9 protein-coding genes are annotated in these 13,299 nt (G+C 64.2%); 3 read left to right on the top strand and 6 right to left on the bottom strand.

The window, feature by feature from the left end:
* Positions 1–22: 22 nt before the first annotated feature.
* The 6 genes from C2L65_RS20545 to C2L65_RS20520 all read right to left on the bottom strand — a co-directional run bounded on the left by C2L65_RS20545 (position 23) and on the right by C2L65_RS20520 (position 8,944).
* Positions 23–460, bottom strand: a complete 438-nt coding sequence (locus tag C2L65_RS20545) for a DUF3331 domain-containing protein (RefSeq protein WP_042315810.1) — start codon at positions 458–460, stop codon at positions 23–25.
* A 116-nt stretch (positions 461–576) separates the two neighbouring features.
* Complete coding sequence (locus tag C2L65_RS20540; protein WP_042315832.1) at positions 577–954, bottom strand: BON domain-containing protein; 378 nt, start codon at positions 952–954, stop codon at positions 577–579.
* A gap of 184 nt (positions 955–1,138) precedes the next feature.
* Positions 1,139–1,516 carry a response regulator transcription factor gene (locus tag C2L65_RS20535; RefSeq protein WP_042315833.1) on the bottom strand — a complete coding sequence of 126 codons (378 nt, stop codon included), beginning with the start codon at positions 1,514–1,516 and terminating at the stop codon, positions 1,139–1,141.
* Positions 1,517–1,669: 153 nt separating this feature from the next.
* On the bottom strand, positions 1,670–2,332 hold the full coding sequence (locus tag C2L65_RS20530) for a response regulator transcription factor (protein ID WP_042315811.1): 663 nt from the start codon (positions 2,330–2,332) through the stop codon (positions 1,670–1,672).
* Between the two features lie 134 nt (positions 2,333–2,466).
* Positions 2,467–7,539 carry a trifunctional serine/threonine-protein kinase/ATP-binding protein/sensor histidine kinase gene (locus tag C2L65_RS20525; protein ID WP_042315812.1) on the bottom strand — a complete coding sequence of 1,691 codons (5,073 nt, stop codon included), beginning with the start codon at positions 7,537–7,539 and terminating at the stop codon, positions 2,467–2,469.
* A 133-nt stretch (positions 7,540–7,672) separates the two neighbouring features.
* On the bottom strand, positions 7,673–8,944 hold the full coding sequence (locus C2L65_RS20520) for an epoxide hydrolase family protein (protein WP_042315814.1): 1,272 nt from the start codon (positions 8,942–8,944) through the stop codon (positions 7,673–7,675).
* Between the two features lie 333 nt (positions 8,945–9,277).
* Between C2L65_RS20520 and C2L65_RS20515 the strand changes: the two genes are divergently transcribed.
* The 3 genes from C2L65_RS20515 (at position 9,278) to C2L65_RS20505 (ending at position 13,102) form a co-directional block, all read left to right on the top strand.
* Positions 9,278–11,005, top strand: a complete 1,728-nt coding sequence (locus C2L65_RS20515; protein ID WP_052427039.1) for an FAD-dependent oxidoreductase — start codon at positions 9,278–9,280, stop codon at positions 11,003–11,005.
* 245 nt (positions 11,006–11,250) lie between these two features.
* Positions 11,251–12,294, top strand: coding sequence for an alpha/beta hydrolase (locus tag C2L65_RS20510; RefSeq protein ID WP_042315818.1), 1,044 nt, complete (start codon positions 11,251–11,253; stop codon positions 12,292–12,294).
* A 52-nt stretch (positions 12,295–12,346) separates the two neighbouring features.
* Positions 12,347–13,102, top strand: coding sequence for a response regulator (locus tag C2L65_RS20505; protein WP_042315820.1), 756 nt, complete (start codon positions 12,347–12,349; stop codon positions 13,100–13,102).
* Positions 13,103–13,299: the final 197 nt, after the last annotated feature.

The raw sequence follows: 13,299 nt of genomic DNA, 5'->3' as shown, positions 1-13,299 counted from the left end.
TTCGGACTGGAAATGATACGCCTCACGCAACCGCCTGTTCCGCGTGCGGATCGAGCGTCGCGGCGAGGATCATCTGATGCCGGTTGGACGGCACATGAAAGTCATGCGCGCGTGGACGAAACACCTCGTCGCCGCGACTGATTGCGCGGCCCGTCAGCGCGCACACGGCTGCGTCGCGCGCGAGTCCGCTGCGCCATATCTGTGCGTTGTATCGCCCCGAGCAGGGATCGCTCCACGAGACGCTGATCGTGCATGACGACAGCCGCTCCTCGACGACGATATGCGCGGGCCGGGACGGCGCGTCGTACATGTTCTCAACGACAGGCGACGGGATGCTGACGCGCAGCTTCTTCAGCGCCGCATAACGGTTGACTGTACACGCATCGCGCTGTTCTGTGGATGGGTCCAGCACATTCAGCAACGTGCGGACCACGATGTTGTCTTCGGATAGCGCATTCATCGACTCATCTCCCGTCCCTGTCGCGGGCCATAGCCTGAAAACGTCTTTGTTCTGACGGCGACGGCCTGCGGGACGCATGCCCGCAAGGCCGTTCGCCTTCGTGTATTACGCTGCGATCAACCGCCGCCTTGCTGGCGCAGCGTCAGCTTGCTGACGACGGCCGTGACGCCACGCACCTGCTTTGCCGTTTCGACGGCGAGGTGGTCCTGGTCCTCGCTCGCAATCTGTCCGGCCAAGGTCACCTGACCCGTCTTCGCGTTGCCGAATGCCGTGATCGACGTATCTTCCAGGCCCTTCGTCTTCAACAGCGTCTTTTGAACGGTCTTCGAGAACGCGCGATTCGCAACGCGAATCGACTTCTTCGACGTGGCGGCGGGAGCGGCCGCCGTTGCGTCCGTTGCCGATGCTGCCGCGTCCGCAGCGAACACCTGCGTGCAAGAGAATGCGATAACGGCGGCGAGGCCGCTGCCCATCACGAATTGGCGGAGGTTCATTGTCTTGTCCTTGTCGTTGTAGAAACTGGTTTGCAGGCCATCGAACGAGCTAACGTCGATGCCTGCCAAGGATTAGAAGCGCCGAATGTGTCGTCTGTTTTTCCTCGACGTATCCAAATGTATCGGGATTACAGTTGCATTGCATTCGCTCACGCATAACGCTTTCAACGGCTCGACCTGATCGTCAGCCGTATCCGAGCGCACGGCCAATCCACGTTTCCAGTTCCGATGCCTCGATCGGCTTTTCGATCATGCAAAGCGCCGCGCCCGCCTGCACGCGCTCGCGTATGCGAACCGTGGCGAAGGCGGTAATGAAGATCGTGGGGATACGCATACCTTTGCGCTCCAGCGTGTCGAGCAGTTCGATGCCGTCCATGTCCGGCATCTGCACGTCGCAGACGAGGCAACGCGTGCGTTCGAGCACGTCGGAAGCAAGCAGGTCCGCGCCGGATGCAAAGACGCGTGCCTCCCATCCGAACGAACGCACCAGACTGCTGGCCGCGGCGCGCACGAGGGAATCGTCGTCGACGATGGAGACTAGCTCGTTGTTGTGCAGGGACAAGGACACTCTCGCTGATGACACTGATGACCAGCCAAGCGAATGAGCGGATCCCAATCTTGCCCGGCAGCTTCAGGATAGGGCGCGTCTCACCTGCCCGCCATCATATGATCGTATATGGCCCTACTTGCCATTTTCCGGCCAGCGGAGTGTAGGCTATCGCGGCGTTTGAACGATGCCGAGCGCTTCCATTTTGCGCATCAGTTCCGCGACCGAACGTGAGTTCATCTTGCGCATTGCCTGGCCGCGATGGATCTTGGCGGTGATCTCCGCGATACCCATGTTCGCGGCAATCTGCTTGTTCAACAGCCCTGTTGCGACGAGTTGCAGCACTTCGCGCTCGCGTGGCGTCAGCGAGTCCCACGCCGTGCGCATCGTATGCAGTGAGCGATCCGACGCAAGGCGCCGCGCATCACGCTCCAGCGCGGCGATCACGGCGTCGATCATGTCCTGATCGCGGAACGGCTTGGCGAGAAAATCCATCGCGCCGGCCTTCATTGCTTTCACCGACATCGCAATGTCGCCGTAGCCCGTCATGAAGATGATGGGCATATGCAGGCGTCCGTCGTCGATCAGCGTTTGCTGCAACGCGAGGCCGCTTTGACCGCGCAACCGCACGTCGAGTACGAGACACGAAGGAATGGCTGGCTTGTCGGCAGCGAGAAATTCTTCTGTCGACGCGAACGCGCGCACGTCGATGTCGATCGAGCGCAATAGGCCCGAGAGTGCGCCACGTACGAGCTCGTCATCATCGACGACATAAACGAGGCGGGCATCGGATTCAAGGGAACCAGTCTGGAACGGCGTGGATTTGGACATCGTTGGTTTTTGCTGTTTTCGACGACGCGAACGTCCGCGCAATCAAGCGGACGGCGATGGTAACAAATGCGATCGCGACGGTCCACGACGCTCATCGGCGAACGCGCGGCAATCATACGATCGTATGCGGCGGCTCAAGCGACGAAGCGCGGCAGCGTGAACGTCGCGCGCGTGCCTTTCGTTTCGCGCGGCGACAGCGTCAACGTGCCACCATGTGCTTCGACGATCGAATTGCAGATGGCGAGGCCCATGCCCATGCCGTTTTCCTTGGTGGTGAAAAGCGGTTCGAGCAGGCGCCCGGCAATCTGCGGATCGATGCCACTGCCGCGGTCTTCCACCGACACGCAAACAGGCGCCCCGTCATCCGATGTACAGATCAGTCGCAGCTTGCGTTCGCCCTGCGCGAGCGACGCCATCGCTTCGGCGCCGTTCGTCAGTAGATTGATGGCGACCTGCTGCAACTGGATACGGTCGCCGCGCACCTTCACAGGACAGTCGAGGCCGCGCAACTCCAGCGTGATCGCCATGGCATCGAGTTGCCCGGCGACGAGCGCGGCCGCTTCACGCAGCGCCTCGTTCAGATCGAGCGTCGTGAATTGCGGCTCCGCTCTGCGCGCCTTCGCGCGCAGACCCTGAATGATTGCCCTTGCCCGCGTCGCGCTCAGGCCGATATGCGTGAGCATCTCGCGTGTCTCGCCGATCTCGGGCGGATTGCGGTTCAGCCAGCGCAACGCCGCGCTCGCCGACGTATCGACTGCGGCGAGCGGCTGACCGACTTCATGCACGATCGACGCGACCAGTTCGCCCATCGCCTTCAAACGGCTCGCGCGCTCCAGATCGCCGAGCGCATTGCGCAACTGGTCTTCGGCCTTGGCGCGCTGGCGGTTCTGCTCGAACAGCTCTTCATAGAGACGCGCGTTTTCGAGCGCAAACGCCGCTTGCGAAGCGACGACTTCGAGCAACGCCGCTTTCGCCGACGTGAACACGTTCGCCGCGAGGTTGTTCTCGATATAGAGCACGCCGACGAGCATCGCATAACGCATCAGCGGCACGCACAGCACCGAGCGCGGACGATGACGCCGCACGTAATCGTCCTGCGCATAAGCGGGCGAATCGCACGCGTCGTCCAGCACGAGCTTTTCCTGCGTACGCGCGACGGCATGCACGATCGATACAGGCAGCGTCTCCGACGAAAAATCGGCCGCTTCATGCGAGACGACGATGGCGCCGCCGAGCACATGCGCGCGCGCCGCGACACGCCACACGCCGCGTTGCAACAGCACCAGCGCGCCCTGCTCGGCACCCGCGCTTTCGAGTGCCGTGCGCAACAGCGTTTCGACCAGACGCGCGGGCACGATGTTGCTGGCAAGCGCATTGGAAATCCGCAGCACGGCCTGAACGTCGAGTTCCTGCAGACGGCTCGCGCCCGGCGCGCTGCTGTCGGACTCGAAATAGTCCGGATAGTCGGCCTGCAATTGACGCACCTTGCCCGTCGCGCCCCAGCGCTGCCACGCGCCACGCGCGTGGTTCAGATACGCTTGCGCGGGCACCTCTTCTTCGCGCGCGGCATGAAAGCGCGCCGCCAGTTCGGCGGCCAATGCTTCGACCTGTGTGAAGCCGTGACGGCGCGCGTGCGATACGGCCTTCGCATACCCTTGACCGGCTTCGTTCGCGAGGCCCACTGCGCGCAAGTATTCGGCCCGCACCAGTTCACGGCGTGCAACGAAGTTCATCGGGCACGCGCGAGCCCAAACATCGAGTTGATCCATATGGCGCTGAAGCGCCGCTTGCTGTGCGGCATCGCGCGTGGGCAACGCGAGCAGCGTCAGCGCGCCGTAGTACGGCAACTCGGCGCGCTCCGCGAACGAGCGCGCGAAGTGCGCGCAGGCATCGGCCCGTCGATGCGACTCGACGGCATCATGCAGATCGCCGAACAGCAGCGCGCGTTGCATGCGATACACCCAGTAGGCGAGATCCACCAGCGTGACGGGCGCGCCCTCGACGGGAACGGGCGGCGCCTCTTCGTCGGGGTCCGGCGCGCCATCCTGCAGTGCCGTGACGAACGCCCACTTCGCGAGAAACGATTTGATGACGAGACGAAAATTCGCGTCGCGCACCAGCGCGAGACCTCGCGCAATCGTCGCGCGCACGTCGCCGAGGAACTCGCCTGCGAACAGCATCCCCGTGACCTGGTTGCTGGGGCAATACATCGCGAAGGTGTGATCGCCGCTTTGGACGGCGACATCGAACGCACGGCGGATGTAGTCGTGCCCCGCTCTCGCCGGCAACGCCCACGGCACGACGAAGGTGCCGAACACCATATAGACCCGCGCGCGATAACGCGCGAGGCCGCGCTCGTCGACGAGATGCAGCGCCAGCTCGCCGAACGGCAACGCCGCCGTATGGTCGCCGTAGCGCGCGCCGAAAATCTGCTGCATGCACGTGTACACGTTCGCGGACGCATCGGAGTGGCCGTGCTCGATCCCGAGATTGACGGCACGCAGCAGCATCAGGTCGACGAGATCCTGATCCGTGTAGAGCGCGGGCGGAATCAGATCGGCGAAGATGTCGGTGATCGCGCGGCGCAATGGGTCGGCGACGATCGGCAGGCGGCGCAGCCCGTCGATGCCATGCTCGTCGAGCCAGCCGCGCAGACGCGTGTATTCGCGGTCGACGTCGTAAGCACTCGGGCGCACCGGCACGTCGATGCCCGCCTTGCTCAGGAACGCGAGCCCCACTTGCAGCGCGAGATCGTAGCGGCCGAGCGTCGTATACAGCGCCGCGCGCAACCGCGCCAGGTCCGCGCCGAAGATGCCGTCGCCCGCCACCTGCTCCAGCGCCGACAGCCGCGCTTCGGCCGGTTCGAGCGCGCCCGTCATGAACTCCGCCTCGCCGCACAGCATGCGGGCTGTCAGACCTTCTTCGCTGTTGTCATCGTCGCCGAGAAAGTCGAGCGCCGCACGAAACAGGCCCAGAGCCGAATGGTGCGCCGTCGCCGCCTTTGCCTGGCGTCCGGCATCGAGATTGAGGCGCGCGAAGGCGAGCCGCTCGTCACGGTCCGTGACGGCGGACCGCGCGAGATTGATCTGCACGGCCATCGCGAACACGTCGGCTTGCGCGCCGCGGTGCGCGAGCATGCGCCTCGCGATCTTCAGATGCAGCGGCGCACGGTCGGCGTTTGGAATCGACGCGTACGCCGCCTCGCGGATGCGGTCGTGCCAGAACACCCAATCCTCGCCGTCGCGGTAGACGCTGCCCGCTTCGAGCGCGGCATGCAGGCCTTGAACCGTATCGCAGGTGGGCAGCGCCGAGGCGATGGCGAGCATCTCGCCCGATGCGCGGTCGCCAAGGCAGGCCAGCGTGCGCAGCACGCACTGCGCCGGCACGGGCAACTGCTCGAGCTTGTGCGTCAGCAGGTCGATGACGTTGTCCGCGCCGCGATGGCTCATGATGCGTTCGAGATTCCAACCCCACGCGCCTGCTTCGAGGTCGTATTCGAGCGCGCCTTCGTCAGCGAGCACGCGCAGCAGATGGCGAACGAAGAACGGATTGCGCCCGGTCTTGCGGCCGATTTCGTCGGCCAGCGGCGCGAGCGCGTGCATGTCCCGATGCAGCGCGAGCGCGATCAGTTCGCGCAGCGCGTGGTCGTTCAACGGTCCCAGTTCGATGCGCAGCGTGTCGCGCGAGTGCGCCAGCGGACCGACCCGCAACGGATGATCCGCGCCGACTTCGTTGCCCCGGAATGCGCCGATGAACAGCAGCGCCGCGTCCGCGTGCCTGAACAGCCGTTCGAGCACATGCAGCGTGCCGACGTCCGCCCATTGCAGGTCGTCGAGCAACAGCACGAGCGGACGCGAGGCCGTCGCGAAGCACGCGATCAGGCGTGCCATGCCTTGCAGCACGCGCTCGCGTTCGAGCGAAGGCTGCGGGTCCGGCGCCTCGCCGATGCCCGGCTGCGAACCGAGCACGGCCGTGAGGGTCGGCAACAGGCCCGCGAGCGTGCGGCCTGCCGGCCCGGTCGCTTCACGGATGCGGTTGCGCCACTGCGCGAATTCGTCGTCGGCGCAGCCCAGCACGTATTGCAGCAAGGGCTCCAGTGCCTGCACGAGAATCGCATACGGTGTCGCGCGGCGGCCTTCCTCGCTCTTGCCCGCGGCAAGCAGCGGCGCGTCCGTGCGGCGAATGCGCGCGACGGCTTCCTGCAGCAAGGTCGACTTGCCGATACCGGACGCGCCGGCTATCCATGCGACGCGCGCCTTGCCGCCGTCAGCGACGATACGGTAAGCCGTGGTCAAGGCTTCGAGTTCTGCTTCACGTCCAAACACACCGTCGGCACGCTGCAGCGATTGCAGCGCGGCGTGTGTATCGAGAGCAAATGATGGGATGTGCCCGGCACGGTCGTGCAGATCCTCGCACCGGCGCAGATCAGCGAGCAGGCTTGCGGCATTGGCAAAGCGCTGCCCCGGCGCCTTCTCCAGCAGCTTCATTACCAGTTGCGAGACTTGCGGCGGCACGTGCGCGGCCAACTCGGCGGGCGGACGCGGGCGATGCGTCGCGTGCGCGTGGACGCGCGCGGCCGCATCTGTCGCGCTGTCAAACGGCACGACACCCGTCAGCAGTTCATAGAGAATGCAACCCAGCGAATAGAGATCGGCCCGTTCGTCGACCCGCACGTTCATGCGCGCACCAAGCTCGGGCGCCATATAGCTGAAGCTCGCTTCGCACCATTCGAAGTCGGGATCGGGCACGCTCGCCAGGTCGTTCAGTACACACGACGCAAAGCCGAAGCCCACCAGCCGAGCCCGGCCTTCTTCGTCGATGAGAAAACTGCGCGGCATCAGCGCGCGATGGACCACGCCCGCCGCATGCATCGCATTCAACGCAGTCGCGAGGCTCACAGCCAGCGCGAAGAATGCCTTCAGGCCAACGGGACCTTGCATCCGCGCGTGCAACGGCTCGCCGCCCGGGTCGGCCAGCACCAGCAACGCGCCGTTGCCATGCGGCTGCAACGTCAGCGGCACGGCGCACCACGCTTCGTGCAACCTGTCGCGCAGTGCGTATTCGCGTTGCAACGCGGCCAGTTCGGCGGGAGTCGCATTGGCACGGCCAACGACGAGAACGGGCGCAGCGCTTTCGGCTACGGCCCGTTGCAGTCTGAGCGCTCCCGCGCTGAGTTCAATGAAGTTTCGGGTAAGAAGATCGATCATGCGATGACGTTGCAGACACAGCGACGGGCATAACAGGCCCGATACTGTACCGTGCCTGTCACCCCGCAACGCCCGTATGTGACGCCGGGCTCATATTGTGGCGTCGTGCGATCGCCGGTCGATCTTCCCGGGCTCAACGCAACGGCCTGAACCCGGCCCGTACTTCCTGGGCGAACAGCAGCGGCTCTTCCCACGCCGCGAAATGGCCGCCCTTGTCGACCTCGTTGAAATAGATCAGGTTGTGATAACAACGCTCGGCCCAACTGCGCGGCGCCTGATAGATCTCGCCCGGAAAGACGGTGATCGCAGTCGGCAGCGAGATATCGACGGCATTGAAGTTGTTCGAGTGATCTTCCCAATAGATCTGCGCCGACGAGGTCGCACTATCGGTCAGCCAGTACAGCGAGATGTCGTCGAGAATCTCGTCGCGCGTCAACGAGCGCTCGGGCACGCCGCCGCTATAGGTCCACTGCGAGATCTTGTCGTACATCCACGCGGCCTGGCCGGAGGGCGAATCGGCTAGCGCATAGCCAACCGTTTGCGGGCGCGTGACCATCATCGCTGAATAACCGCAGTTGTCGCGATAGAACACGGCGAGCATCTCGTATGCGTTCTTCTCCTTGGGCGACAGGCCGGCCGGCGCGGGATCGCCGAGCGCCAGCGAACGCGCGATATCAGCCGGGACGGTGGCGGGCATGTTCACATGAATGCCGATCAAACCCTTGACGTGCTGCATCGCCATGCGGTGCGACACCACGGAGCCGCAATCGCCGCCTTGCGACACGAAGCGCGTATAACCGAGCCGCTCCATCAGCACGCCCCATGCGCGCGCGATGTGATCCGAGCCCCAGCCCGGGGTGGTCGGCTTGCCCGAAAAGCCGAAGCCGGGCAAGGACGGCACGACCACATGGAAGGCATCGTCGGCGCTGGCGCCGTAGGCAGTCGGGTCGGTGAGCGGACCGATTGCCTTGATGAGTTCGAAGATCGAACCCGGCCAGCCATGCGTCATGATCATCGGCATCGCGTTCTTGTGACGCGAGCGGACATGGATGAACTGGATATCCAGCCCGTCGATCTCCGTCACGAACATCGGCAAGGCGTTCAGCTTCGCTTCGCCCTTTCGCCAGTCGTATTCGCTGCCCCAGTATTGAACGAGTTGCTGCATGCGCGCGAGCCGCACGCCCTGGGATTCGTCGGTGACCGTTTCCTTACCTGGCCAGCGCGTTTTAGCCAGACGCTGGCGTAAATCAGCGAGATCGCTATCGGGGATATTGGCTTTGAATGGACGGATATTCCCGGCGCTATTAGCGGCGTAAATCGCTTCGGGAAATAACGCAAATGCGCCCGCTGCCGCCGTGGCGGCCAGCACGTTACGCCGCATCGGCGAGAACGGAGTTGAAGACATGCTTTGTCATCCTGTTTCCAAGGAGTGGGCATCGACGTGCATGACGCTATGCACATCGATGTGAGCGAACTGGCAGAGCAATGCTTGACCGCTTGCGAAGCGAATGGCCCGCAGCGTCCCACTCATTAGAAACGACGAATGTATCTCGCGTTTGTCCGCGATGTACCTGTTCGTAACAGGCTGGCGTTAAAACACCAGGAATAACTTAAAGTTGCACGCGGGAATAAACGAAGGAATCGATATAGGCGAGCGTGCATATCATACGTTCGTTTGGATTGACCCTTGCCCCCATAGCCGCGATTATTCCAGCGCAATAGCAAACAGAGGAATGCGATGAGTCAGCATCGACACGACAGCGACGATCCACAGGCAGGCAAGCGTCCTTCCCCGATGGAGCCGCAATCGGATTCGAATGCGGCTCCGAAGGCCGCGCCTGCCGATGACCGTTACCCACGCTTCAGCACCGCCGACATCGAAAAGATGATGCGCTTCGGCATGATTGAGCATTGGCGCGCTGGCGACGTGATGTTCCGCATCGGCCAGCCGGGACTCGGCATGCGCGTGCTGCTGAGCGGGCGTGCAAGGTTGTCGCGGCGCGATGGGCTCGGCCGGTCGCAGACCATCGTCGAGCTGGGCGCAGGCCAGTTCCTCGGCGAAGTGGCGCAGCTCACGGGCAAGCCCGCGCTCGCCGATGGCCTCGCACTCGACGACGTTGACGCACTGATGATTCCGCCGCAGCAGATCCGCGACATGCTCGTCGCGGAAGCGCACCTGGGCGAGCGGATCATGCGCTCGCTGGTGCTGCGCCGTTTCGGTCTCGTGCGCGAAGGCGCTGGCCCGGTGCTGATCGGACGTTCCGGCGATCTCAGGCTGCTCGCGCTCGAAGGGCTGCTGCATCGGCTCGGTCATCCGTACTCCGTCGCGGACCCCGCGACCGATGCCGACATCCGCGACCTGCTCGAAGATTGGGGCGTATGGCACGACGACGTGCCCGTCGTGATGCTTGCGGACGGCACGCTGCTGCGAGACCCCGATGAGCGTCAACTGGCCGCGCGCCTGGGCCTGCTACCCGAACTCGACTCGGCGCGCACCTATGATGTTGCCGTGGTCGGCGCGGGACCAGCCGGCCTCGCCGCTGCCGTGTATGCGGCATCCGAGGGTTTGTCGGTGATCGTCTTCGACAGCCATGGCCCAGGCGGACAGGCAGGTGCCAGCGCGCGGATCGAGAACTACCTCGGCTTTTCGACGGGCGTGTCGGGCCGCGAGCTGGCGGCGAACGCGTTCGCACAAGCAGTGAAGTTCGGCGCGGAAGTCGTGATCCCCACCCGCATCGACCGGCTCGACTGTGCGCAGGCGCCGCTTCAGCTCGAACTGCAAGGCGGCCAACGCATCTCGTCGCGCACGGTCGTGATCGCGACGGGGGCGGCGTATCGGAAGCCCGCCATCGAGGGCCTCGATGAAGTCGCAGGCCGTGGCGTCTACTACTGGGCTTCGTCGATCGAAGGACGTCTGTGCCGAGGCACGGAAGTGGTGCTCGTTGGCGGCGGCAACTCGGCGGGACAGGCCGCCGTGTTCCTGTCGACACACGCGAGCCGTGTCCACATATTGATTCGCGGCGACAGTCTCGAGTCGAGCATGTCGCGCTATCTGATCGATCGTATTGCTTCGCTGGGTAATGTGGTGCTGCATACGCGGACCGTCGTCGCGTCCGTCAGAAGCGATGAATGGGGCCTCGAAGCCGTCACATGCGGCACGCCGGAAGGCGAGCTCGTCTTCGATACGCGGCACCTGTTCCTGTTCACGGGCGCGAACCCCAACACGCAATGGCTGCGCGATTGCAGCGTCGAGATCGACGACCGGGGCTTCGTCAAAACGGGCCTCGCGGCAGGCGTGCGCGCCGATACGGCATGCTTCGCGTTGCAGACCAACGTACCCGGCGTGTTTGCGATCGGCGATGTGCGCAATGCATCGGCGAAGCGCGTCGCGGCGGCAGTCGGCGACGGCGCCGCTGTCGTCGCGGAGATCCATCAGTTTCTGAGCGCTCCGCTGCCCGTCGCATGAACGCGCCGTTCGCATGAACCGGACGGGTTTGGGGAGAAACCCGGCGTAACCTATACGAACGTATGCGGTTGCCCATCCGTATGAATCAGCTGGCTAGATGCAGATTGTATGGAACACATGCAGCCCGCAGTCTAATCTTTGCACATCGATGCTTTGAAGCGGCGATCGGTCAGCTTGCCTTGCGTTCGCGAAGCAAGCCCGAACGACTCTGACAAAAAAACTGTACGAAAAAAAGGAGTACGCACATGCAAGACACGGTGAATCTGCGCCGCCGTCGACTGATCGGGACGACTGCGGCAGGCATCGGGCTGCTGGAACTGGGCCTCGGCAACCTCGCGCACGCGCAAGCCACGAAGAGCGCGCACGCCGCAAAGAAAGCGGCTCACCATACGTCGTTCGATGCGATCCAGCAGATCGACGCCGGCACGCTGAACGTCGGCTACGTGGACATGGGCCCGAAGGACGGACAGCCCGTCATCCTCTTGCACGGCTGGCCGTACGACATCTACGCGTTCGTCGACGTCGCGCCGATCCTCGCTGCGGCGGGTTACCGCGTGATCGTGCCGTTTCTGCGCGGCTACGGTTCGACGCGCTTTCTTGCCAACGAAACGCCGCGCAACGGCCAGCAGGCCGTCGTCGCCGTCGACATCATCGCGCTGATGGATGCGCTGAAGATCGATCAGGCCATTTTCGGCGCATTCGACTGGGGCGCGCGCACGGCGTGCATCATCGCCGCACTGTGGCCGCAGCGCTGCAAGGGGCTGGTGTCGGTGAGCGGCTATCTGATCGGCAGCCAGGAAGGGAACCGCAAGCCCTTGCCGCCCAAGGCGGAGTTCGCGTGGTGGTATCAGTTCTATTTCGCCACCGAGCGCGGCGAACTGGGCTACGCGGCCAACCGCAACGACTTCAACCGGCTGATCTGGCAACTCGCATCGCCCAAATGGCATTTCGACGATGCCACCTATCAGCGCACGGCGGCATCGTTCAACAACCCCGATCACGTCGCCGTGGTGATTCACAACTACCGCTGGCGTCTGGGCCTCGTGCAGGGCGAGCCGCAATACGACGAGATCGAGCAGCGTCTCGCGGCGCTGCCCACCATCGGTGTGCCGACCATCACGATGGAAGGCGACGCGAACGGCGCGCCGCATCCCGATCCGTCCGCGTACGCGAAGATGTTCACAGGCAAGTATCAGCATCGCAACGTGAGCGGCGGCATCGGCCACAACCTGCCGCAGGAAGCGCCACAGGCATTTGCCGAGGCGGTCCAGCAAGTCATTCGCCTTTGATCTCCGATGCGTTCAAGCATGACACGCCAATCGTCGCCCCTGACCTGACATCATGGACAAACCCGACCACGTTCTGATCGTCGACGAGGACCGCGGCATGCGCGAGTTCGTCGCCAGCTATCTGGAGAAAAACGGCATGCGCGTCTCGCTCGCGTCCAGTGGACGCGACATGCACGCCGTGCTCGACCGGCATACGCCCGATGTGATCCTGCTCGACGTGATGCTGCCGGGCGAAGACGGCCTCGCGCTGTGCCGTGGGCTGCGCGCGGGCCGCCATCGTGCCGTACCCGTGATGATGGTGACCGAGCATTGCGATGAGATGGACCGGATCATCGGCCTGGAGATGGGCGCCGACGACTATCTGGCCAAGCCGTGCGCCGTGCGCGAGCTGCTCGCGCGCATCCGCGCGGTGCTGCGGCGCACGCGTATGCTGCCGCCCGGCATGCTGGTGGAGGAATCGACGGAGATGCTGAGCTTCGGCGACTGGCGGCTCGATACGACGGCGCGTCACCTGCTCGACACCGCGGATGCCGTGGTCGCGTTGAGCGGCGCGGAATACCGGCTGCTGCGCGCGTTTCTCGATCACCCGCAACGCGTGCTGACGCGCGACCAGTTGCTCAATCTGACGCAGCGGCGCAACGCCGAACCGTTCGACCGTTCGATCCACCTGCTGGTCAGCCGTCTGCGGCAAAGGCTCCGCGACGTCGCCCGCGTGCCGCGCTACATCAAGACGCTGCGCAACGAAGGCTATGTGTTTTCGTCGACGGTGAAGGCTGTCGAGGAAGCGCGCGCGAGGCAGCATGCCTGATGCGTGGCGTGTCCCGGGCGTCTTCATGACGACGCTTTAGCCACGCTCGCCAACGAACGGCGGCCGCCCCGGCCGTCGTTTGTATCGCCATGTATCCGGCGGCGCAGCCGATACATCGCGATACGCAACCCCTCCCTCCTGAAATTCGCCGGATACATGTGCGGGCTTTAATCCGTCACAAGGGCACGCGCGAGATC

The organism is Paraburkholderia terrae (assembly GCF_002902925.1).
GTDB lineage: Bacteria > Pseudomonadota > Gammaproteobacteria > Burkholderiales > Burkholderiaceae > Paraburkholderia > Paraburkholderia terrae.
Note: the sequence above shows the minus strand (reverse complement) of the source record. Positions and strands in the feature narration are given on the sequence as shown.

Bases quoted from the DNA above. Each gene is read 5' to 3' on its own strand.
- C2L65_RS20545 (WP_042315810.1), bottom strand. From the start codon at position 460: ATGAATGCGCTATCCGAAGACAACATCGTGGTCCGCACGTTGCTGAAT.
- C2L65_RS20540 (WP_042315832.1), bottom strand. From the start codon at position 954: ATGAACCTCCGCCAATTCGTGATGGGCAGCGGCCTCGCCGCCGTTATC.
- C2L65_RS20530 (WP_042315811.1), bottom strand. From the start codon at position 2,332: ATGTCCAAATCCACGCCGTTCCAGACTGGTTCCCTTGAATCCGATGCC.
- C2L65_RS20525 (WP_042315812.1), bottom strand. From the start codon at position 7,539: ATGATCGATCTTCTTACCCGAAACTTCATTGAACTCAGCGCGGGAGCG.
- C2L65_RS20520 (WP_042315814.1), bottom strand. From the start codon at position 8,944: ATGTCTTCAACTCCGTTCTCGCCGATGCGGCGTAACGTGCTGGCCGCC.
- C2L65_RS20515 (WP_052427039.1), top strand. From the start codon at position 9,278: ATGAGTCAGCATCGACACGACAGCGACGATCCACAGGCAGGCAAGCGT.
- C2L65_RS20510 (WP_042315818.1), top strand. From the start codon at position 11,251: ATGCAAGACACGGTGAATCTGCGCCGCCGTCGACTGATCGGGACGACT.
- C2L65_RS20505 (WP_042315820.1), top strand. From the start codon at position 12,347: ATGGACAAACCCGACCACGTTCTGATCGTCGACGAGGACCGCGGCATG.